Annotated in this window: 19 protein-coding genes; 13 read left to right on the forward strand and 6 right to left on the reverse strand. The window is 69.3% G+C overall.

Going from position 1 to position 20047, the window contains the following annotated elements:
* Positions 1–30 precede the first annotated feature (30 nt).
* Positions 31–1737, reverse strand: a complete 1707-nt coding sequence (locus ACT535_RS12790) for an AAA family ATPase (protein WP_476364654.1) — start codon at positions 1735–1737, stop codon at positions 31–33.
* 464 nt (positions 1738–2201) lie between these two features.
* Here ACT535_RS12790 and ACT535_RS12795 point away from each other — a divergent pair, with 464 nt between their 5' ends.
* From ACT535_RS12795 to ACT535_RS12825, 7 genes are all read left to right on the forward strand, one after another.
* Entirely contained in the window at positions 2202–3074 is an 873-nt protein-coding gene (locus tag ACT535_RS12795) for a branched-chain amino acid ABC transporter permease (protein WP_169124693.1), read from the forward strand.
* Complete coding sequence (locus tag ACT535_RS12800) at positions 3074–3910, forward strand: branched-chain amino acid ABC transporter permease (RefSeq protein ID WP_374253168.1); 837 nt, start codon at positions 3074–3076, stop codon at positions 3908–3910. The genes ACT535_RS12795 and ACT535_RS12800 overlap by 1 nt, the downstream gene beginning before the upstream one ends.
* Entirely contained in the window at positions 3910–4671 is a 762-nt protein-coding gene (locus ACT535_RS12805; RefSeq protein WP_476324881.1) for an ABC transporter ATP-binding protein, read from the forward strand. The genes ACT535_RS12800 and ACT535_RS12805 overlap by 1 nt, the downstream gene beginning before the upstream one ends.
* Before the next feature lie 3 nt (positions 4672–4674).
* Complete coding sequence (locus ACT535_RS12810) at positions 4675–5400, forward strand: ABC transporter ATP-binding protein (protein WP_476364655.1); 726 nt, start codon at positions 4675–4677, stop codon at positions 5398–5400.
* Between the two features lie 115 nt (positions 5401–5515).
* Positions 5516–6688 (forward strand): ABC transporter substrate-binding protein, encoded by a 1173-nt coding sequence (locus ACT535_RS12815; protein WP_168461409.1) that lies wholly within the window; start codon positions 5516–5518, stop codon positions 6686–6688.
* 92 nt (positions 6689–6780) lie between these two features.
* On the forward strand, positions 6781–7464 hold the full coding sequence (locus tag ACT535_RS12820; protein ID WP_476364656.1) for a DUF2848 domain-containing protein: 684 nt from the start codon (positions 6781–6783) through the stop codon (positions 7462–7464).
* A gap of 38 nt (positions 7465–7502) precedes the next feature.
* The gene (locus ACT535_RS12825) at positions 7503–8192 is read left to right on the forward strand and encodes a GntR family transcriptional regulator (protein ID WP_476364657.1); all 690 of its coding nucleotides are present in this window, start codon (positions 7503–7505) and stop codon (positions 8190–8192) included.
* Here ACT535_RS12825 and ACT535_RS12830 read toward each other — a convergent pair.
* The 3 genes from ACT535_RS12830 to ACT535_RS12840 form a co-directional block, all read right to left on the reverse strand.
* Entirely contained in the window at positions 8189–9508 is a 1320-nt protein-coding gene (locus tag ACT535_RS12830) for a class I SAM-dependent methyltransferase (protein WP_476364658.1), read from the reverse strand. The two genes, ACT535_RS12825 and ACT535_RS12830, sit on opposite strands and share 4 nt — an antisense overlap.
* A 213-nt stretch (positions 9509–9721) precedes the next feature.
* A complete protein-coding gene (locus ACT535_RS12835) occupies positions 9722–10435 on the reverse strand; it encodes a 4'-phosphopantetheinyl transferase family protein (protein ID WP_476364659.1) in 714 nt (237 codons plus the stop codon).
* Entirely contained in the window at positions 10428–11129 is a 702-nt protein-coding gene (locus ACT535_RS12840; RefSeq protein ID WP_476364660.1) for a thioesterase II family protein, read from the reverse strand. The genes ACT535_RS12835 and ACT535_RS12840 overlap by 8 nt, the downstream gene beginning before the upstream one ends.
* Positions 11130–11418: 289 nt before the next feature.
* Here ACT535_RS12840 and ACT535_RS12845 point away from each other — a divergent pair, with 289 nt between their 5' ends.
* The 5 genes from ACT535_RS12845 (at position 11419) to ACT535_RS12865 (ending at position 16785) form a co-directional block, all read left to right on the forward strand.
* Entirely contained in the window at positions 11419–12228 is an 810-nt protein-coding gene (locus tag ACT535_RS12845) for an ABC transporter permease (RefSeq protein WP_168461390.1), read from the forward strand.
* A 10-nt stretch (positions 12229–12238) separates the two neighbouring features.
* A complete protein-coding gene (locus tag ACT535_RS12850) occupies positions 12239–13063 on the forward strand; it encodes an ABC transporter ATP-binding protein (protein ID WP_476324866.1) in 825 nt (274 codons plus the stop codon).
* A 33-nt stretch (positions 13064–13096) separates the two neighbouring features.
* A complete protein-coding gene (locus tag ACT535_RS12855; RefSeq protein ID WP_476364661.1) occupies positions 13097–14509 on the forward strand; it encodes an enolase-like domain-containing protein in 1413 nt (470 codons plus the stop codon).
* Positions 14510–14539: 30 nt separating this feature from the next.
* Entirely contained in the window at positions 14540–15733 is a 1194-nt protein-coding gene (locus ACT535_RS12860; RefSeq protein WP_476364662.1) for a dihydrodipicolinate synthase family protein, read from the forward strand.
* Positions 15734–15816: 83 nt separating this feature from the next.
* Positions 15817–16785, forward strand: a complete 969-nt coding sequence (locus tag ACT535_RS12865; RefSeq protein WP_476364663.1) for a hypothetical protein — start codon at positions 15817–15819, stop codon at positions 16783–16785.
* Between the two features lie 8 nt (positions 16786–16793).
* On the opposite strand, the gene ACT535_RS12870 is transcribed toward ACT535_RS12865, so the two are convergent.
* Positions 16794–17510, reverse strand: a complete 717-nt coding sequence (locus ACT535_RS12870; RefSeq protein ID WP_476364664.1) for an SGNH/GDSL hydrolase family protein — start codon at positions 17508–17510, stop codon at positions 16794–16796.
* Positions 17511–17852: 342 nt separating this feature from the next.
* Between ACT535_RS12870 and ACT535_RS12875 the strand changes: the two genes are divergently transcribed.
* The gene (locus ACT535_RS12875; protein WP_476324856.1) at positions 17853–18284 is read left to right on the forward strand and encodes an OsmC family protein; all 432 of its coding nucleotides are present in this window, start codon (positions 17853–17855) and stop codon (positions 18282–18284) included.
* A 62-nt stretch (positions 18285–18346) separates the two neighbouring features.
* Here the strand turns inward: ACT535_RS12875 and ACT535_RS12880 are convergent, their stop codons facing one another.
* Positions 18347–19987: a GMC family oxidoreductase gene (locus tag ACT535_RS12880; protein WP_476364665.1), complete on the reverse strand. Its 1641-nt coding sequence runs from the start codon at positions 19985–19987 to the stop codon at positions 18347–18349.
* Positions 19988–20047: the final 60 nt, after the last annotated feature.

Below are 20047 nucleotides of genomic sequence, written 5' to 3' on the forward strand. Positions count from 1 at the left end.
GGCAATGGGGGTGCCCTATCAAGGCGCCGCTCAGGCGAGCGGCGGCACGTCCAGCGCGCGGAAGATGGCGCAGCGGCGGAAGGCGTCGATGGAGGGCGGCTCGCCCTTCTGCGAGCAGTATTTCGCGACCAGCTTGGCGAGGCCCTTGATGTCGCGGCCCGATGTCTCGGGGAACATCTCCACCAGTGTGTCGATCAGTTCGGCGGAGAGGATGAGGCCGAACTGGTCGCACATCACCCGCCAGATCTTGCGGCGATCATCCGGGCCCGGCGAGTGATACTTGATGAGGGCGATGCAGCGCGAGACGATGGCCTCGTCGATGTCGTCCACCCGGTTGGTGGTGAGGAACAACAGGCCGTTGAAGTATTCGAGCACGCGCAGGAACACGCCCACCACGGCATTCATGGTGAGGTTGTCCTGCCTGCGCTTGATGTAGACGTCCGCCTCGTCGATCAGCATCACCGCGCCCCAGCGCTGGGCGCGCGTCAGCGCATCTTTCAGCGCCTGTTCCATGTGCGCGACGTCGAGGCCGAGCTGGCCGGAATGCACGCGGTAGAGCGGGCGCTGGATGATCTCGGAATAGACCTCGGCGGTGAGCGTCTTGCCGACACCGGGCGGGCCGGCGCAGAGCACGGTGGTGCCGCCCGACTTGCCGGCCACCACGTCATCCATCAGCGTGTTCATTTCGGCGGTGAGGATGTCGATGAGGTCGGTCTGCTCGGGCGGCAGAACCAGCTTCTGCTTCAGTTCCGGGTGGTATTCGTAAGGTTTGATGTCGTCCACATGCACCCACACATGGTGGTGCAGCTCCAGGTGGAACATCAGGATCAGGGGATGCACCGGCATGTCGGTGAAGGCGCCCTTGGGGATGCTCTCCTTCGCCGCGCGCAGCGCTTCGTCCACCGCCATGTGGAACAGGTTCTGCTTGTCCGCCTTCTTCACGATCTTGTCGAGGAAGAAGCCGGACGTCTCGGTGCCCAAAGTGCGCTCGCCGAGCAGTTCCTCGTCATTGACGAGGCGCGCCTCGCTGCCGGAGGAGGAGAGCACCACGGTCGCCTTGCGCGCCCAGTCTGTGTCGCGCCGGTTGGCGGTGGGGTCTTCGGCGAAAAGGCCGGTGCCACGGCCGGAGAACTGCTGGCCATAGCGGCCGCGCCACTCGAAATAGCGCACCATCTGGTCGTCGAAGGAGGACAGCAGCCCCTCGTCCTCCATCAGCCAGCCCTTGGCGGCGAGGGTGCCGGGGATGGTGAGGCCGCGCAGATCCTTGGAGCGGATCAGCAGATTTTCCACATGGGTCTTGCCGCGGTTGTTGGCCTTCAATTCCACGATCAGCCGGCCCGCCTCCTCCTCGCCGGGGGGCGTGTAGTCAAGGCGGGTGATGAGATAGGGCTCGGGCTTGCCCGAGGGGTTCATGCGGAACAGCCAGCCCCGGATGCAGCGCTTGACGAAATAGAGCGCGATGGCCCCCGCCAGATCCTCCAGCTCGTCCGGCCCGAACCGCTGGCCCTCATCGCGGAAAACGCCGACGAGATTGGCGAGCTGCTCCTCCTGCCCGCGAATGGTGGTGCCGCCGGTCCGCAGCACGAGTTCGTGCAGATGGGCCAGCTCGTCGGGCTTCAGCGCATCGAGGCCCAGCTCCATGCGGCTCGAGAGACGCGGCTGGGCGAGGAGGTGCGCCTGGTCCGGGAAGGCGTCCACCAGGCTTTCGACCACCAGGCGTTCGACGATGAGTTTCATGGGGCAGCCTCATGTCTCGAACGATGTCGGGGCTTCGACAATTTGGCCGACCTGTGACACGCCCTGGCATCGTGAACGGGGATGAAGGGCCGTGAGCAAGATCGGGGCCGCAGCCACGCGGCGGCGGCGCTCCGGCGCCGCGGGTGGGGCACCGGGATAAGGGCGCTCTGCCGCAGGCGTGGGCAGAAAGGCGCCTGCGTCGAGGGCAGGCGATGCCCGCACGCTCTTGTGGAATCGACGCAAGCCTTTGGCGATGCAGCTCGCACGCAGTCGGGGAGCATGCTGCAATGCAGTGAAATCCGCCTGAAATTTCAGCTTGAAGCCACGCTCAAAATAGCTTTGTATCAAACCTAATCGCTGCCCCGCTTCCGTAGCGTCCGCCGTCCTCGGCGGGCGACGGCCTCAGGCTGAGGGGGAGGGGCGGCGCCCGCGTCCCGCGTACGAGAGGAAGGTTGCCCCGGCCCATGCTCGCGCAGCAGATCGTCAACGGCCTCATGCTCGGGGCCATCTACATGCTGGTGGCGGTGGCCTTCACCCTTGCCATCGGCGTGCTGAACTTCCTGAACTTCTCGCTCCCCGGCCTGTTCATGGTGGGTGGAATGCTCGCCTTCGGGCTGATGAAGGCGGGCTGGCCCTTCCTCATTGCCGCGGCGGGCGCGCTGGCGGCGGCGGCGTTCGTGTCGCTCCTTGTGGAGCGCTTCGCCTACCGGCCCATGCAGGGGGGCGATCCGGAAGTGCCGCTGGTCTCCTCCCTCGGCTTCCTGGTGCTGCTCGAAAACCTGATGCTGATCCAGTACGGCTCGGACCAGCAGGCGTTCCCGGCCCTGCTGCCGGACCTCAACATCCGCCTCGGCGGCCTCGTCATCGGCATCGCGCAGCTCATCTCGCTGGCGCTGTCCCTCGGCCTCGTGACGTTCCTGTCCTGGTATCTGTCCTCCACCGCCGGCGGCCGGCGCATCCGCACCGTGGCGGAGAACCGGGAGACGGCGCTCCTCATGGGCATCGACATCTCCCGCCTCGTGCCGCAGCTCTTCATCGCCTCGGCGCTGCTGGCGGCGCTGGCGGGAATTCTCTTCGCGGTGAACTACCAGCAGGTGTCGCCCTTCATGGGCGAGGGCGTCGGCTTCAAGGGCGTCGCGGCCATGATCGTCGGCGGCATGGGCTCCATCTGGGGCGCGGTGCTGGGCGGGCTGGTCATCGGCCTCGCAGAGGTGCTGTCCATCTCCTTCATCGGCGCGGACGTGGTGAACATCTCCGTCTACGGCCTCCTGCTCCTCATCCTCATCGTGCGTCCGCAGGGCCTCATGGGCCGCGCCGCCAGCCGGGAGAAGCTGTGATGAGCGGCTATCTGACGGGCGTCCTCGTCGTCCTCGCCTTCAACGTCATCGCCGCCTATGCGGTCTATCTGCCGCTGGCGGCGGGGCAGCTGAACCTCGGTATCGCCGGCTTCATGGCCATCGGCGCCTATGCCTCGGCCTTCCTCACGAATGAATATATGTGGCCCATGTGGGCGGCGATCCCCCTCGGCGCGGGGCTCGCGGGGCTGGTGGGCCTCCTCATCGGCGTGCCGGTGCTGCGCACCCACGGCATCTATCTCGCCATGGCCACCTTCGCCCTGGGCCAGGTGATCTCCGCGATCTTCCTCAATCTGGAAGTGGTGGGCGGCGCCGCCGGCTATCCCGTCACCGATTATGCCGGGCCTTACGTGGTCTATGCGGCGGCGGCGGGCGTGGTGGTGCTGATGCTGCTCGTCTCGCGCACCCGCTTCGCGCTCTGCCTCACGGCGGTGAAGAGCGATGCGACGGTGGCGGACCTGCTCGGCGTCTCGGTGCGCGGCATGAAGGTCGCGGCCTTCGCGCTGGGGGCGGCGGTGGCCGGCTTCGGCGGCGGGCTCTACGCGCACCATTACAGCTTCGTCGAGGCCCAGCACTTCAACGTGCTGCTGTCGGTCTTCACCGTGCTCTACGTGCTGTTCGGCGGCACGCAGACGGTGTGGGGGCCGCTGGTGGGCGCTGCCTTCTTCACGCTGGTGCCGGAGCTGCTGCGCGCCTCCGACCAGTGGCGCTACGCCCTGTTCGCCGTCTTCATCATCCTGTTCATGGCCGTGCGGCCGCAGGGACTGGTGACGTCCTCTTTGTTCCGCCTGTTCCGGCGCAAGGCGGAGGCCGCGTGATGTCCGCTGCTCTCGCTATAACCGGCCTCTCCAAATCCTTCGCCGGCGTGCGCGCCATCCGCGACCTGTCCTTCACCGTGCCGAAGGGCGTCACCACCGCCCTCATCGGCCCCAACGGGGCGGGCAAGACCACGGTGTTCAACTTGGTCAGCGGCGTCTATGGCGTCGATGCCGGGCGCATCGAGGTGAACGGGCAGGACGTGACGCACATGCCGTCGCGCAAGCGCATCTCCACCGGCGTCGCCCGCTCGTTCCAGAACATCCGGCTGATGCCGCACCTCTCGGTTCTCGAAAACCTGCTGGTGGGCCAGCATGTGCGCGCCTCTTCCCTCGGCGCGCTGCTCACCCCCTATCGCCTCTTCCCCAACCATCGCTGGAAGCGCGAGGCGCGCGCGGCGCTGGAGGAGAGCGGCCTCGGCCGCTGGGCGGACGAGATGGTCTCCGCGCTGCCCTATGGCGTCAGGAAGCGCATCGACCTCGTGCGCGCGACGCTCGCCGGTGCGAGCCTCCTGATGCTCGACGAACCCGCCGCCGGCCTCAATCCCAGCGAGACCAATGCCCTGCGCGATCATCTCAGGGCGCTGATGGCGAAGGGCGTCACCCTTCTCGTGGTGGAGCACGACATGCACTTCGTGGATTCGATCTGCGAGAACGTGGTGGTGCTGAACTTCGGCGAGAAGATCGCCGAGGGCCCGCTCTCCCGCGTGCGGCAGGAGAAGCTGGTGCGCGAGGCCTATATCGGCACGGACGAGGAGGCCTGAGCCATGGCGCTGCTCGAAGTCTCCGGCCTCTCCGTCTCCTACGGCCGCGTCGCGGCGCTCTCGGACGTGTCGCTGACCGTGAACGAGGGCGAGGTGGTCACCGTGCTCGGCGCCAATGGCGCGGGCAAGTCCACCTTGCTCAAGGCCATCCTCGGCGCGGTGCCGGCCAAGGCGGGCGGCATCACCTTCGCGGACGCCGACATCACCCGTCTGCCGCCGCATCGGCGCATGGCGGCCGGCGTGGTGCTGGTGCCGGAAGGCCGGCGCATCCTCATCACCCTCACCGTGGAAGAGAATCTGCGGCTCGGCGCCCACATGCGGCGCGACACGGCGGCGGTGGAGCGGGAGATGACAGCCATCTACGACCGCTTCCCCAACCTCGCCGAGCGCCGCCACATGGCCGCTTCCTGCCTCTCCGGCGGCGAGCAGCAGATGCTGGCGATCGGCCGCGCCATGATGGCGAAGCCGCGCCTGATGATGCTGGACGAACCCTCCCTCGGCCTCTCGCCGCTGTTCGTCTCCAAGCTGTTCGATCTCATCCGCGAATTGAACACGGACGGGCTCTCCGTGCTGCTGGTGGAGCAGAACACCGGCAAGGCGCTGAAGGCGGCCCATTCCGCCACGGTGCTGGAACTCGGCCGCGTGGCCATGGCCGGGGCGCCGGACGTGCTCGCCGCCGATCCCCGTTTGCAGGACGCGTATCTGGGCGGCGGGTCGGCCGCCCATTGAGACACCTCCAGGGGCCCATGGGCCCTTGGATCAAGCCCGCGCGGCGATTGAGCGTGGGCATCCGGAGCCGGTCGAAAACCGGGGCCGGGAAGCAAAGCCAAGAGGAGAACGGGACATGAAGAAGAGCGTGCTGTTCGGTGCCGGCCTTCTGGCGGCGCTGGTCGCCTCCGGTGCCGCGCGGGCGGAGGGCGAACTGGTCCTCGGCTACATGATGGCCAAGAGCGGCCCCTATGTGAGCCTCGCCAACACCAATGAGGTGGCCGTCGACATGGCGGTGGAGGAGATCAACGCCAAGGGCGGCATCAACGGCAAGAAGATCAAGGTGGTGAAGTTCGACACCGCCGGCGATCCCAAGCAGGCGACCACCGCCCTGCGCTCCTTCGCGCAGGATGCCAATGCGCTCGCCGTCATCGGCCCGTTCTCGTCGTCCGAAGTGCGCACCACCTTCCCGGTGGGCGAGCGCGAGGGCATCTCGCAGATGTCCATGGCCTCCTCGGCCCCCGGCCTCACCAAGGGCTTCACCTACGGCTTCCGCAACACCACGGACGAAGGCAAGGTCATCGACCAGGTGCTCGCCTCCATCAAGGACAAGAAGCTGCCCATGGCCTCGGGCGCGGCGGCCTATGCCACGGATGACGTGGTGTCCAAGTCCATCGGCACGGTGGTGGTGCCGAAGATGTTCGAGAAGTATGCGATCCCCTCCAAGGGCTCGGTGGACTTCCAGCTCGCCGCCTTCGACCTGTCGCCCCAGGTGGCGCAGCTGAAGCAGATGGCGCCGGATATCGTGGGCCTCGGTTCGCCCCCCGAGGGCGCGGTGAACCTCGCCAAGGAGCTGAAGCGCCAGGGCGTCTCCACCCGCATCGTCGGCGGCACCACCATCGCCGATCCCGAGCTGCCCAAGCGCATGGATGGCGCCGGCGACAATCTCACCATCGGCACCACCTTCTTCCCCGAGGTGAATGCGACCACCAAGGCCTTCACCGCCGAGTTCGGCAAGCGCACCAAGGCCGCGGGCATGACCCGCACCGACCCGAACCAGATGGACGCCTCGGTCTACGACATCGTCTATCTCTATTCGGAGGCGATGAAGCGCGCGGGCGTCACCGGCGACAAGGCGAAGCTCGCCGAGGAGCGCGCCGCCATCCGCGACCAGCTCGCCAAGCTGAAGGATTATCAGGCGCTGGAAGGTGCCATCTCCTTCACCGATGGCGACGCCGTGAAGCCCGTCTACATCCTCGAGGTGAAGGGCGGAAAGTGGACCCTGCTCGACACGCGCACGCCGAACTGACCTCGGTTGGTGTGTGTACGGCCGGCGCCTCCTTTCCCTCCCCCTTTCGGAGGCGCCGGTCTCTTTCCCAGTCTTCTGAACGAGAGAAACCGATGGGCACGAAGCTCACCTTCACCCTCCACGCCGACGGCGAGAGCCGCACGGAGACGCTAGACATCCGCCATGCGGTGATCGCGGGCTGGACCGGCCGCGACAAGGTCGCGCTGGAGAAGCACATCGTGGAACTGGAGGAGCTGGGCGTCGCCCGCCCGGCCTCGACGCCCATCTATTACCGCGTCGCCGCCGCCCGCTTCACCACGGCCGGCGAGATCGAATCCACCGGCCCGGAATCGTCCGGCGAGGTGGAGTTCATGATCCTTCAGGCGAACGGGCGCCGCTGGCTCGGCGTCGGCTCCGACCACACCGACCGCAAGGTCGAGACCTACGGCATCACCGTGTCCAAGCAGATGTGCGACAAGCCCATCGCCGCCGACCTCTGGGCGCTGGACGAGGTGCTTCCGCACTGGGACAGCCTGCTCATCCGCTCCTATGCGGTCATCGACGGCGAGCGCGTGCTCTACCAGGAGGGCTCGGTGGCGGCCATGCTGCCGCCGGAGGAGATCATCGCCGGCTACGAACCGGGCTTCACCGACGGCACCGCCATGTTCTGCGGCACGCTGGCGGCCATCGGCGGCATCCGCCCCGCCGCGCGGTTCGAGTTCGAGATCGAGGACCCGGTGCTGGGCCGGATCATCCGCCACGGCTATGACGTGACCGTGCTGCCCATCGCCGGCTGAGCGCGGGGACAACGCAAGGCAAACGGGGAGGGGGCGCCATGCAGCTCGATGCGCGCGACATGGATCAGGAGGTGCCGGCCGAGGCCGGGCCGGCACAGGTGCGCTCCCTGCGTGACACCGCTTACGAGGCCATCAAGCAGCGCATCATCATGTGCGTGTTCCGTCCCGGGGAGGCGCTGAGCGAGGCGCAGGTGGCGGCTTCCCTCGGTCTTGGCCGCACGCCGGTGCGTCAGGCCTTCGACCGGCTCATGCGCGACGGCCTCGTGGAGGTTCTGCCCCGCAAGGGCATCATCGTGCGCCCCATCTCGCAGGACGAGGTGCGCGACATGGTGGAGGTGCGCCTGCTCAACGAGAGCTTCTGCGCGCGCCTCGCCGCCGAGCGGGCGGACGCCGCCGTCATCGCCGCGCTGAAGGAAAACGTGCGCCGGGGCACCGCCGCCGCCGGGGACGGCGACATCGCCGAGCTGATGGCCCTCGATCGCGAATTCCACCTCACCATTTCCGGCGGCGCGCGCAATCCGGTGCTGGGCGAGATCCTGCGGAACCTGCATGAGCGGGCGCAGCGGGTGTGGTTCGTTTCCCTGCGCGATGTCGCCCACCACCGCCGCGTGGTGGACGAGCATGCCGCCATCGTCGACACGCTGGCCGCCCGCGACGCGGATGCCGCCGAGCAGGCCACCCGCGCCCACATCCTTTCTTTCGCCGAAAACCTGAACCGGCAGCTTTAGGCCGGCTTCGTGCCCACCACGCCGTGATGGGGGAAGGTAACGAACAGCTTGCCCTCGGCCTCCTCCTTCGCGAGCGCCCCACGGAATTCGCCAAGCTCCTCGGCCGAGAGGCGCGGCTCCAGCCGCCCGACGATGAAGCGCCAGAAGCCGCTGCCATTCTCGAAGGCCGGCATGGCCGGGCAGGGCACGAAACCCTCAAGCCCCGCCGCCCGCATCCGCCGGTAGAGGCTCGCGTCGGCGACGCCGCCGGGCGACACCATGGGCGGCACCACCTCCACCTTGGCGCCGATCGCATCGGGCAGATCGGCGCTGAAGATGTGGCAGCCGTCGATGGCGCGCACGATGACGCCCACCCGCCCGCCGGGCTTCACCACGCGGAAAAGCTCGGCAAGGGCGCGGTCGGCGTCGCACTCCTCCAGGACGGTGACGCTGTAGGCGTGGTCGAAGCTGGCATCGGCGAACGGCAAATGCTCGGCATCCGCCTCGCGGAAGGTGATGGCGTCCGCGAGGCCCGCCTGCGCGGCGAGGTCCGCGCCCTCCCGCACCATGTAGGCGTTGATATCGCAGGCGGTGACGTGGCCCGCCCGCCTCGCCGCCATGCGCGCCAGCGCGCCGGAGCCCGCGCCCACGTCGAGCACGTGATCCCCCGGGCCGGGATCGATGATGTCGAGCAGCGTTGAGAACATGCCGCGATAGCTCGGGCTCGATGCGCGGTCCTCCAGCAGCGAGACGCCGCCGAGATGCGCGCCGCCCAGCCGAATCACGGTGAAGTGGTCGGCGAGATGGGGCAGCGCGGCGTCCCACTGGGTGGGGGCGAGGAAGAGGGGGAACAGCACGAGGGCCGGCCCCGCACCCCGGATTTCGTAGCTGATGCCGGCATGGGCGCCGCTTGCGGGGGCGCGGGCGCGCGTGCTGGCCGCTCCCGGCAGGCCCTTCAGCGCGGCGATCACCTCGTCCGTGCGGTCGCGCACATGATCCGCCCATCCCGGCTGCGCATAGTTTTCGAGGACGCGGCGGCTGCTCTCGGGCAGGGCGGCCGCGATCACTCCGGCGATCTGGGCGGAGGTGCCGCCATCCCCGGCGAGCACCGTCAGGCGGTCGGCCACGGCCGTGAAGGCGGCGGGCTCGCAGCCTATCGGCTCGTGGAACAGCAGGCCGGCGATGCGCGTCGGATGGGCCGCCGCGAAGCCGGCGAGGCTGCCCGGCATCTGCGTCGCCACATGGGCGGCCTCCAGCTCCAGATGATCCCACAGGTCCGCCAGCCGGTCGGCAAGGCTCCCGCCGCGCGCCCCGGCCGTCTGTGTGTCGCTTGGCATGGTCCCCCTCCGCGCCATGATCCCGGTGACGCCGGGTCGCTCACGGCCATGCTAGCGCATTCGTGCGATGGGTCGACAACGGCCGTTTCGCCTCGCTTCACCCGCGTCGCCCTTCGGCTGGACCGGAGGGCCCATGTCGACGATTGCTCCGGCGGAGGGATAGGTCCTCCGATCAAGTCGGAGGACGACGGCGGTCCGGACGGCGCGTGGCCGTCAGCCGGCGAGGCGCTCCCACCCCGACCCGGCGGAGAGGAAGAGCGTGGGCGCCTCCACGTCCACGGCGAAGGCATAGGCGGCGGCGGGCAGGGCGCCGCTGCCGGTGAGAAAGGCACGGCCGGTGCGCACCACGAGGCCGCCGCCCTCGGGCAGGCGCACGCCGCGGGCGTCGCCGGCAAGGCCTTCGCCCGTCGCCTTCAGCACCGCCTCCTTGCCGCACCACTGGCGCAGGGCGGACGCGGCGCGACCGGGCTCGGGGAGGGCCGACCAGCGGGCGCGGTCGTCCTCGTGCATGAAATCGGGGGCGAGGCGGGTCCACAGATCGACACCGCGCGCCTTTTCCACATCGACGCCGATGGTGCCGCCGCGCGCCAGCCCCACCGCCACCCAGCCGCCCGAATGGGTGAGGTTGAAGTCGAGGTCGGAGGGCTCCGACAGTTCAGGCCGCCCGTTCGTCCCGCGTGCCACCGGCACATCCGCCGGTGCGCGGCCGAGCGCGGCACCGAGCAGGGTGCGCGCGAGGCTCCAGGCGGCAGTGCGGGCGGCGCGGTCGTCGGCCTTCACATGGCGGGCGATGCGGGCGGCCTCGTCAGGCGGCAAAGTGATGGAGAGGTCGGGATTGACGAGGGCATCGAAGACCCGCGCGATGGCGACGAGGCTCGCGCCCGGCTCCAGCCGCGCGGCCTCCAGGGGCGGGCACGCATCAGGCACGGGCGGCGCGCCAGGCGGAGAGGGTGCGCTTGAGCAGGGTCAGAAGGCGCTGCTCGTCCTCGCGCACGAAGAAATGCCCGCCGGGCCACACCTCCACCGCCACGGGGCCGGAGATCACCTCGCGCCACGCATGAAGGCTCGGCTCCGGGGTGGCGGGATCGTCCGCGCCGCCGAGGATCACCGCCGGGCAGGCCAGTGCCGGGCCGGGGGCGAAGTCGTAGGTGTCCACCATGCGGAAGTCCGCCTTCAGCGCCGGCAGCGTCATGGCGAGGATGTCGGGGCGGCGAAACAGCACCTCGGGCGTGCCGCCGAAGCGCTTCAGCTCCTCGATGAGCGCGGCATCGCTCATCAGGTGGCGGTCCTGCCGGGGAAACGGCAGGTGCGGCGCCGCCCGGCCGGAGAGCACGAGCCCGGCCACGCCGACGCCGTGGCGGGCCAGCGCCCGCGCCGTCTCGAAGGCCAGCAGCGCACCCATGGAATGGCCGTAGAGCATCACCGGCACATGGCGGTGGGCGAGGGGGGCGGCGATGTCCTCGGCGAGCGCCGCAAGGCTCGCCGGCACCGGCGCGCCGTGGCGGCTGCCGCGTCCGGGCAGCTCGGGGCTGTCCACGGTGGCGAGCCCAATGAGCGCGGCCTTCCAGGAGCGGTAGAGCACGGCGGAGCCGCCGGCATGGGGCAGGCAGACGAGGCGCACCGCTCAGCCCTTCCGGCCAAGGGGCGGTCTCGCCCGTGTGTCTGGACAGCGACGCGGCATCGTGGAAGCCTCCCGTACCGAGATAAGCGGGAAAGGGGCGGCGGCTCAAGGCTTGCGCTGCAGTGCGGCAAGAAAAGGCGCGGAAAAGCGGCGCCCGCGCTACCTCGGTGCCGCTTCGGTGCACCGGCATGGGCTTGACAACGGACCGCGCGGGAAATGTAATTCACTAGTTAGTTAAAACGGGACCGCAGAGTCCCGGCCGGGACAAACGCAAAAGGGAGGAAGCCGCATGGCGTCGCCACGCCACAGGAATCCCGTGCTCGCCGTCATCGACGCCCCGTGGGCGCGGCCGGTCGGGCTGCTGGTGATCCTCATCGTGATCTGGGACCTTTCGGTCCGCCTCTTCCAGATCCCGGCCTATCTCATCCCCACCCCGTGGGACGTGATGATCGCCTTCCGCAACGATGGCGCCATGCTGGCGCGCGAGGCGGTGCCCACCACCATCGCGACGCTGGCCGGCTTCGCGCTTTCGGCGGCCATCGGCATTCCGCTCGCCATGCTGATCGCCGGCTCGCGCACCATCGAGGCCTATCTCTACCCGCTGCTGGTCTTCTCCCAGTCCATCCCCAAGGTCGCCATCGCGCCGCTGTTCGTGGTGTGGTTCGGGTTCGGCATCGTGCCGAAGGTGATTTCCGCCTTCCTGCTGGGCGTGTTCCCGGTGGTGGTGGCAGGCGTGCAGGGCTTCAAGTCGGTGGAGGCGGACATGCGCGACCTCGCCCGCTCCATGAAGGCCTCGCGGCTGCAGACCTTCGCCATGGTGAGCCTGCCCCACGCCATGCCGGCCATCTTCGCCGGCCTGAAGGTGTCGGTGACTCTCGCTGTGGTGGGCGCGGTGGTGGGCGAGTTCGTGGGCTCGAATTCCGGCCTCGGCTTCGTGCTCCAGCGCTCCATCGGCAATTTCGAGCTGCCCACCATGTTCGCCGCCCTCATCGTGCTCGCGCTCATCGGCGTGGTGCTGTTCTGGGTGATCGACCTCGTGGAGCGCCTGGTGGTCCCGTGGCATGCGAGCCAGCGCCATGATGCCTTCGTCACCGTTTGAGGAGGGCGCCATGGCCAGACCCAACACCCTGCGCGTGATTTCCCGCAACGAAGGCCCCGCGACCCGCCGCCGGCTCATCGACATCCGCGGCCTCGCCAAGACCTACCGCACCCGCGACGGCGAAGTGCCCTCGCTGAAGCCCATGGACCTCGACATCACCGAGGGCGAGTTCATCTGCGTGGTCGGCCCCTCGGGCTGCGGCAAGTCCACTTTGCTGAAGCTGGTGGCAGGCCTCATCCCGGCGACGGCGGGGGAAATCCTCATCGACGGCAAGGCCGTGACCGAGCCGCCGGACGACGTGGGAATCGTGTTCCAGAGCCCCGTCCTGCTCGCCTGGCGCAATGTGCTGCGCAACGTGATGCTGCCGGTGGAGGTGCGCCGGCTCGATCGCGCGAGCCATCTGGAACGCGCCCGCCAGCTGCTCAAGACGGCGGGGCTCAACGGCTTCGAGAACAAGTATCCCTGGCAGCTCTCCGGCGGCATGCAGCAGCGCGCCGCCATCTGCCGGGCGCTGGTGCACGACCCGAAGATCGTGCTCATGGACGAGCCGTTCGGCGCGCTCGACGCCATGACGCGCGAGAAGATGAACCTGGAGCTCCAGCGCATCCAGTACGAGACGGGCAAGACCATCCTGCTCATCACCCACTCCATACCCGAGGCGATCTTCCTCGCCGACCGGGTGGTGGTGATGACCGATCGTCCCGGCTCGGTGGCCGCCATCTACGACGTGCCGCTGCCCCGCCCGCGCTCGCTCGACATGATGGCGAGCCCGGTGTTCGCCGAACTCGCCAAGACCATCCGCGGCCATTTCTACGCCCAGGGCCATCTGGACTGAAGTCTCAGGCTTCAGAGGATTGAGAGGACGAACATGCCCTTTCCGCGCGTCACCATCCGCGAGGTGGAGATCGGCGAGCGGCTGATGCCCTTCGTCCGCCCGTTCCGCTTCGGCCCCTCGGTGGTGGAGACGGCGCCGCAGGCCTTCGTGAAGGTGGCGGCGGAGGTGGAGGGCTTCGGCCCTGCGACCGGCATGGCCGCCGAGATGATGATGCCGCGCTGGTTCGACAAGGCGCCGGCGAAGAGCCCGCTCCACACGGTGGACGACCTGCGCCGGGGCCTCGCCCAGGCGGCACGCATCTATGCCAATGCGCTCCCGGCCAGCGCCTTCGGCCTGTCGGTAGCGGCGCGGGCGCCGCAGCTCATGTGGGGCAAGCGCGAGGGCGTGCCGCCGCTCGCCGCCGGCTTCGGCCCGGCGCTCCTCGACAAGGCGGTGCTGGACGCGCTGCTGCGCGCCATGAGGCTCGGCCTCGTCGCCGGCCTCAAGGCCAACGTGATGGGCCTCGATGCGCGTCTCTCGCCGGACCTCACCGCCGGCCAGATCGGCGCCTTCCTCTCGGCGCTGGTGCCCGCCCCGGCGGTGGCGCTGCGCCACACGGTGGGGCTCATGGACCCCCTCGACGGCCCGCACGGCCTCGCCGCCGAGATCGCCGCCGCGCGGCTCGCCTTCTTCAAGATCAAGATCGGCGGCGACCTTGCCGCCGACATCGCCCGGCTGGAGGAGATCGCCGCCATCCTCGCCTCATCGGCCCCCGGCTATGTGGCGACGCTCGACGCCAACGAGCAGTACGATCCCGACCGCCTCATGGCCCTCGCCGAAGCCCTGAACGGCCCGCGCCTCGCCGCCTTCCGCGCCCGGCTTCTCTACATCGAGCAACCCTTCGACCGCGCCGAGACCTTCGCCGCGCCCCTGCCGCCGCTGGATGGCCTGCCCGTCATCATCGACGAGGCGGACGACGCGCCGGATGCTTTCCCCCGCGCGGCGGCGCTGGGCTATCGCGGCGTGTCGTCGAAGAGCTGCAAGGGGCTCTACAAGGCCATCCTCAACGCGGCGCGGGTGAAGGCGTGGAATGCCGGCGGGGCGCGCGCGCCCTTCCTCATCTCGGCGGAAGACCTCACCTGCCAGCCGGGCCTCGGCATCGAGCAGGACACGGCCCTCGTCGCTGCTTTGGGCCTCGCCCATGGCGAGCGCAACGGCCACCATTATGTGGACGGCTTCGGCCCCGCGCCGGAGGGGGAGGCCCGCGCCTTCTTCGACGCCCATCCGGACCTCTACACCCAGCGCAACGGCCGCCTCGGCCTCGACGTCTCGCGCGGCCTCCTGCCCACCCGTAGCCTGCTGGAGGCGCCGGGCTTTGCCCGCGCGGCGGAGCCCGACTGGGCGAGCCTCACCCCCATCGCGCCGGCCGCGGTGCCCGAACCCATCCCGCACGGGACGCTCGCCTGAGCGCCCGCGCCGCCTTTTCAGGATCGCCCCATGAACGAGCACGCCCGCACCACCGCTTTGTCCCTGCGCCTGCCGGTCAGCGGCGGGGGGCTGGAGACCTTCCGCCTCTCCGCCCCGCGCGATTATCCCGCCCGCGCGTCCGGCCCCATGAACCGCATCGCCTTCTCCGCTGCCCATGTGGTGGCGGACCCGCTTAGGGACTGCGACCCGTGGCTCGATGCGGCCATCGACTGGGACAGGACCATCGCCTACCGCGCCCGCCTGTGGGACCTCGGCCTCGGCGTCGCGGAGGCCATGGACACGGCGCAGCGCGGCATGGGGCTCGACTGGCCGACCTCGCTGGAGCTGATCCGCCGCTCTGTCGAGGCCGCGAAGGCGCACGGGCCGGAGGCGCTGGTCTTCTCCGGCGCCGGCACCGACCATCTCGCGCCCGAGGTGGCGACCTCGCTGGACGACGTGATCCGCGCCTATGAGGAGCAGATCGCGGCGGTGGAGAAGGTGGGCGGGCGCATCATTCTCATGGCGTCTCGTGCGCTGGCCCGCGTGGCGAAATCGCCGGAGGACTATGAGCACGTCTATGCCCGCGTTCTCTCGCAGGTGTCGGCGCCGGTCATCATCCACTGGCTCGGCGACATGTTCGATCCCGCGCTTGCCGGCTACTGGGGCACGCGCGACCTCGACGCCGCCATGGACACGGCGGTGGCCGTCATCAACGCCAACACGGCGAAGATCGACGGGGTGAAGATTTCCCTCCTCGACAAGGACAAGGAGATCGCCATGCGCCGCCGGCTGGACCCGGCCGTGCGCATGTATACGGGCGACGATTTCAACTATGCGGAGCTGATCGCGGGGGACGCGCAGGGCCATTCGCACGCGCTGCTCGGCATCTTCGACGCCATCGCCCCGGCCGCCTCCGCCGCGCTCACCGCGCTGGCGGCGGGAGACACGGCGCGCTTCCACGACATCCTCGGGCCGACCGTGCCGCTGTCGCGGCACATCTTCAAGGCGCCGACGCGCTTCTACAAGACGGGCGTGGTCTTCATGGCCTATCTCAACGGCCATCAGGACCATTTCACCATGGTGGGCGGTCAGGAGAGTACCCGCTCCACGCTCCACCTCGCCGAGCTGTTCCGCCTCGCCGACGCGGCCGGGCTGCTCACCGATCCCGACCTCGCGGTGACCCGCATGAAGGCGGTGCTCGCGGTGCGCGGCGTCGCGGGCTAGCCCCGCTCCGCAAGCGCTTCCGCCGCGCTTGCGCTTGTGCCACCTTCCCCATCGCCATCGAAAGGCGCAGGGGAGGGAGCATCGTGCGCATCAACCTTGATGCGGATCAGCAGGACGCAGCGCTCGGCGCCATGCTCTGGGTGGCGCAGGCGAAGGGCTCCGGGGCCGTGACCGAGGCCGACCGTCACACCATCGCCGCCGCCGCGGAAGTGGTGTTCGGCCGATCGTCCGGCGGTCCGTTGCCAGGTCCCGTCGAGCCTGCCGGCCTCGCGGCGCGCCTCTCCGCCCCGGCCGCGGCTGAGGCCATGCGGCTCATCACCGTGGTGGCGCTGGTGGACGGCAGCATCGATGCCGCGCGCATCGACCGGCTCGTCGCCTGCGCGCAGGCCACCGGGCTGGGCGGCGCCGAATATGTGCGCGATCTCGCCGAGGCCGCCCATGGTCATCTTCACGCTGCGCTCGGGTGCATGATCCGGGCGAACATGGAGAGCGTCACCGGCCGTCCCTGGAACGGCAACGTCACGAGCGACGTCGCCGCCTATCTTCTGCCCTACAACGAAAAGCCGGACCCTGCGCTCGCCGCCCGCTTCCACGCGCTGGAGCAATTGCCGCCGGAGAGCTTCGGCAACCACTTCTTTCACCACTTCCGCGACAACGGGTACGCGTTTCCCGGCGAGCCCAACGGCCTTTCCGCCGTGTTCAGCGTGCCGCACGATTCCTGCCACGTCCTCGCCGGCTACGACACCACACCGCCCGGCGAAATCCTCGTCTCCACCTTCACCGCTGCCATGCACCCGAAGAATTCCATGGCGGCCCATGTGCTGCCGGTGATCGTGAGCTGGCACCTCGGCATCAAGCTGAATGACGTCGCCGCCTCGGCCACCGGCGCGCTCAAGCCCGGTGCCTTCTTCGAGGCGTGGCAGCGCGGGGCGGGCATGAACACGGACCTGTTCGCGCCGGGCTGGGACTTCTTCGCCGTGGCGGCGGAGGATCTCGAAGCCCTGCGGGCGCGCTACGCGATCGCGCCCCGCCGCTTCTCCCTGGACGCCTGAGCGCGCGCCTAGCGACACGCGGCCGAGAAGAGGCGGGCGCGCCACAGCAGGGCGCCGGCGCGGCTCGGGTGGATGCCGTCCGTGGTGGAGACCGATTGCGGCGCCGGCACCACCACGGCGCCGGTCTCGGCTCCGATGGCGCGGATGGCGGCGTTCTGCTGCGCGACGTAGGTCTGGTCCAGCATGTCCGCATAGGGCGAGCGGCCGTGCTCCACCGGGTTCACCTCCACCAGCACCAACTGGCTGCCGGGAAAGCGGGAGATGATCTCGCGATAGAGCGTGCGCCACTCGGCGATGGAATGCTTCGGCTTCACCGCATCGTTGGCGCCGATGGCGATCACCACGCGGGCGGGCTGGAGGTGGCTTTCGAGGGAGCCGGCGCGGGAGACGAGATCGTCGATCTTGTCGCCCGGCACCGCGGCGTTCAACACCTCTTCCCCGCACAGGCTGCGCGGGGCGGCCTGATAGGTGATGCTGTCGCCGATGGCGAGCACCGGGGCATTGCTGAAGCGGGCGCGCAGATCGGCCTCCAGGGCGATGCGGGCGCGCAGGGGAATCTGGTTGATGGCCAGCGCCACCAGAGCGGCCGCGCCACCCGCCACCGCGAGGGTCACGAGCCAGGGCTTGAGGCGCGCCCACTGGCGCTGCGAGAGCGCCGGCACCAGCCGTCGGAGGGCGGGCAGGCTGCCGGTGCCGGCGTCGGGCCGGCCGGGATAAAAGCTCATGGGGCTTCACCTTTCATCTGGAAGGCAACGCCCGGAACACCTTTCGGTGCCCGGTCGCAGCGCCGGGTGCCGCCCCTCGCTGTGGTCCGAACCAAGGTCCCTCTTTGGAACGCTCCTTTGCCCCGTGCCCTGCCGCAGCGCGCCGGGGACGTTGGCAATCTTCCCTCTCCGCATGTCGCAAATTGGACCGTGCTGCGTCTTTTGGTGTCACGGGCGTTAACAAGTGTTTCCGGGTTGCGTGCATCGGAAATGAACGTTTTTGCCCTTTCGGACGTTCCTGTCCTCGCATGCACTGCAAAGCCCAAGCGCCATTGCGCGGGCCATCAGACCGAGGAGACCACCATGGCGATCATCCGCAGCGGTTCGGCGGAGTGGAGCGGCGGCATCAAGGACGGGCGGGGCAAGATCTCCACCGAGAGCGGGGCGCTGGCCGGCTTCCCCTACGGCTTCGCCAGCCGCTTCGAGGGCCAGCGCGGCAGCAATCCCGAGGAGCTGCTCGGCGCCGCGCATGCCGCCTGCTTCACCATGGCGCTCTCCCTCATCCTCGGCGAGGCCGGCCTTACCGCCACGCGGATGGAGACCACGGCGAAGGTGTCGCTGGAGAAGCAGGATGCCGGCTATGCCATCACCGAGGTCAATCTCGCCCTCGTCGGCACCGTGCCGGGCGCGAGCGCCGAGCAGTTCACGAGCCTTGCCGAGAAGGCCAAGGCCAACTGCCCCCTTTCCAAGGTCATCCGCGCGAAGATCACGCTGGAGGCTCGGCTGGAAGAGTAGGGCCCTTCACCGCGTCATCGCCGGGCCGCCCACGGCCCGGCCACTCCGGGGGGAGACGCCGGCTATGCCGCCGCCGAGGTCGCCCCTGCGCGGGCGTCTTCCAGCGCCAGCCGCGCGCCCTTCTCGGCGATCATCGCCGTGGGCGTGTTGGTGTTGCCGGAGGTGATGGTGGGCATGATCGAGGCGTCGATCACCCGCAAGCCCCCCAGCCCGATGAAGCGCAGGCGCTCGTCCACAACCGCCATGGGGTCATCCACCCGGCCCATCTTCGCCGTGCCCACGGGATGGAAGATGGTGGTGCCGATGTCGCCCGCTGCCTTGGCGAGCGACGCATCGTCGTCGCCCACCGAGGGGCCGGGGAGATACTCCTCCGGCCGGTAGGGCGCGAGGGCCTGCTGGCGCATGAGGCGGCGGGTGACGCGGATGGCGTCGGCGGCCACCTGCCGGTCTTCCTCGGTGGTGAGATAGTGGGGGGCGATCTGCGGCTTCGCCTCGGGATCGGCATTGGGAATGCGCACGATGCCGCGCGAGGTGGGGCGCAGGTTGCACGCAGCCACCGTGATGGCCGGGAAGCGGTGCAGCGGCTCGCCGAATTTGTCCAGCGAGAGCGGCTGGACATGGAACTGGATGTTCGCCCGCTCCTGATGCGGATCGGACTTGGTGAATATGCCGAGCTGCGAGGGCGCCATGGTGAGCGGCCCACGCCGCCGCAGGGCATAGTCCACGCCCATCAGGGCGCGGCGGGGCAAAGAATAATAGGTCTCGTTCAGGGTGCGGATGCCGGTGACCTTGTAGATGGCGCGTTGCTGGAGATGATCCTGCAGGTTTCGCCCTACGCCCTGCCGGTCCAGCACCGTCGCAACGCCGCGCTCGGCAAGCCACTCGCCGGGGCCGACGCCGGAGCGCTGGAGGATCTGCACCGAGCCGATCGAACCTGCGGTGAGGATGACCTCGCCGCGCGTGCGCGCCTCGATCCAGCGCCCGTTCTGGCGATAGCGCACGCCCACCGCGCGGCCGTTCTCGATGATGAGGCGGTCGGCCAGCACCTCGGTTTCCAGCCGGAGGTTCGGACGGCCGAGGGCGGGCTTGAGGAAGCCGCGCGCGGAGGACCAGCGGCGGCCGTACTTCTGGTTCACATGGAAATAGCCGACGCCCTCGTTGTCGCCGGTGTTGAAATCCGGAACCTTGCGGATGCCCAGCTCCGTGGCGGCATTGGCCACCGCGTTCAGCACCGGCCATTCGATGCGCGGCGGCTCGATGCGCCAGCCGCCGCCGACCCCGTGCATGTCGCTGGCGCCGAGGAAGTGGTCCTCCAGCGACTTGAAGGCGGTCAGCACGTCCGGCCAGCCCCAGCCGGAGAGGCCGAGCTGGCGCCAGTGGTCATAATCCGCCGCCTGGCCGCGCATGGAGATCATGGCGTTGATGGCCGAGCAGCCGCCGATGACCTTGCCGCGCGGATAGTTGAGCGCGCGCCCGTTCAGCCCCGGCTCGGCGTCGGTCTTGAACATCCAGTCGGCGCGGGGATTGCCGATGGCGAAGAGATAGCCGACGGGGATGTGAAACCAGATCCAGTTGTCCCGCCCGCCGGCTTCCAGCAGCAGCACGCGGGTGCGCGGATCGGCCGAGAGGCGGTTGGCGACGATGCAGCCGGCCGTGCCGGCGCCGACGACGATGTAGTCGTAATCCCCTTCGAGCCGTTCCACCGGCGCCTCCCGCTTGTTTCTCTCCGCTGGTGATCCCAGCTTGGATTTCTGCACGCAAGA

The sequence above is a fragment of the Xanthobacter sp. DMC12 genome (genome assembly GCF_056314105.1).

Excerpts from the sequence above, each read along its gene's own strand:
- ACT535_RS12790 (WP_476364654.1), bottom strand. The coding sequence starts at position 1,737 with ATGAAACTCATCGTCGAACGCCTGGTGGTCGAAAGCCTGGTGGACGCC.
- ACT535_RS12795 (WP_169124693.1), top strand. The coding sequence starts at position 2,202 with ATGCTCGCGCAGCAGATCGTCAACGGCCTCATGCTCGGGGCCATCTAC.
- ACT535_RS12800 (WP_374253168.1), top strand. The coding sequence starts at position 3,074 with ATGAGCGGCTATCTGACGGGCGTCCTCGTCGTCCTCGCCTTCAACGTC.
- ACT535_RS12805 (WP_476324881.1), top strand. The coding sequence starts at position 3,910 with ATGTCCGCTGCTCTCGCTATAACCGGCCTCTCCAAATCCTTCGCCGGC.
- ACT535_RS12810 (WP_476364655.1), top strand. The coding sequence starts at position 4,675 with ATGGCGCTGCTCGAAGTCTCCGGCCTCTCCGTCTCCTACGGCCGCGTC.
- ACT535_RS12815 (WP_168461409.1), top strand. The coding sequence starts at position 5,516 with ATGAAGAAGAGCGTGCTGTTCGGTGCCGGCCTTCTGGCGGCGCTGGTC.
- ACT535_RS12820 (WP_476364656.1), top strand. The coding sequence starts at position 6,781 with ATGGGCACGAAGCTCACCTTCACCCTCCACGCCGACGGCGAGAGCCGC.
- ACT535_RS12825 (WP_476364657.1), top strand. The coding sequence starts at position 7,503 with ATGCAGCTCGATGCGCGCGACATGGATCAGGAGGTGCCGGCCGAGGCC.
- ACT535_RS12830 (WP_476364658.1), bottom strand. The coding sequence starts at position 9,508 with ATGCCAAGCGACACACAGACGGCCGGGGCGCGCGGCGGGAGCCTTGCC.
- ACT535_RS12845 (WP_168461390.1), top strand. The coding sequence starts at position 11,419 with ATGGCGTCGCCACGCCACAGGAATCCCGTGCTCGCCGTCATCGACGCC.
- ACT535_RS12850 (WP_476324866.1), top strand. The coding sequence starts at position 12,239 with ATGGCCAGACCCAACACCCTGCGCGTGATTTCCCGCAACGAAGGCCCC.
- ACT535_RS12855 (WP_476364661.1), top strand. The coding sequence starts at position 13,097 with ATGCCCTTTCCGCGCGTCACCATCCGCGAGGTGGAGATCGGCGAGCGG.
- ACT535_RS12860 (WP_476364662.1), top strand. The coding sequence starts at position 14,540 with ATGAACGAGCACGCCCGCACCACCGCTTTGTCCCTGCGCCTGCCGGTC.
- ACT535_RS12870 (WP_476364664.1), bottom strand. The coding sequence starts at position 17,510 with ATGAGCTTTTATCCCGGCCGGCCCGACGCCGGCACCGGCAGCCTGCCC.
- ACT535_RS12875 (WP_476324856.1), top strand. The coding sequence starts at position 17,853 with ATGGCGATCATCCGCAGCGGTTCGGCGGAGTGGAGCGGCGGCATCAAG.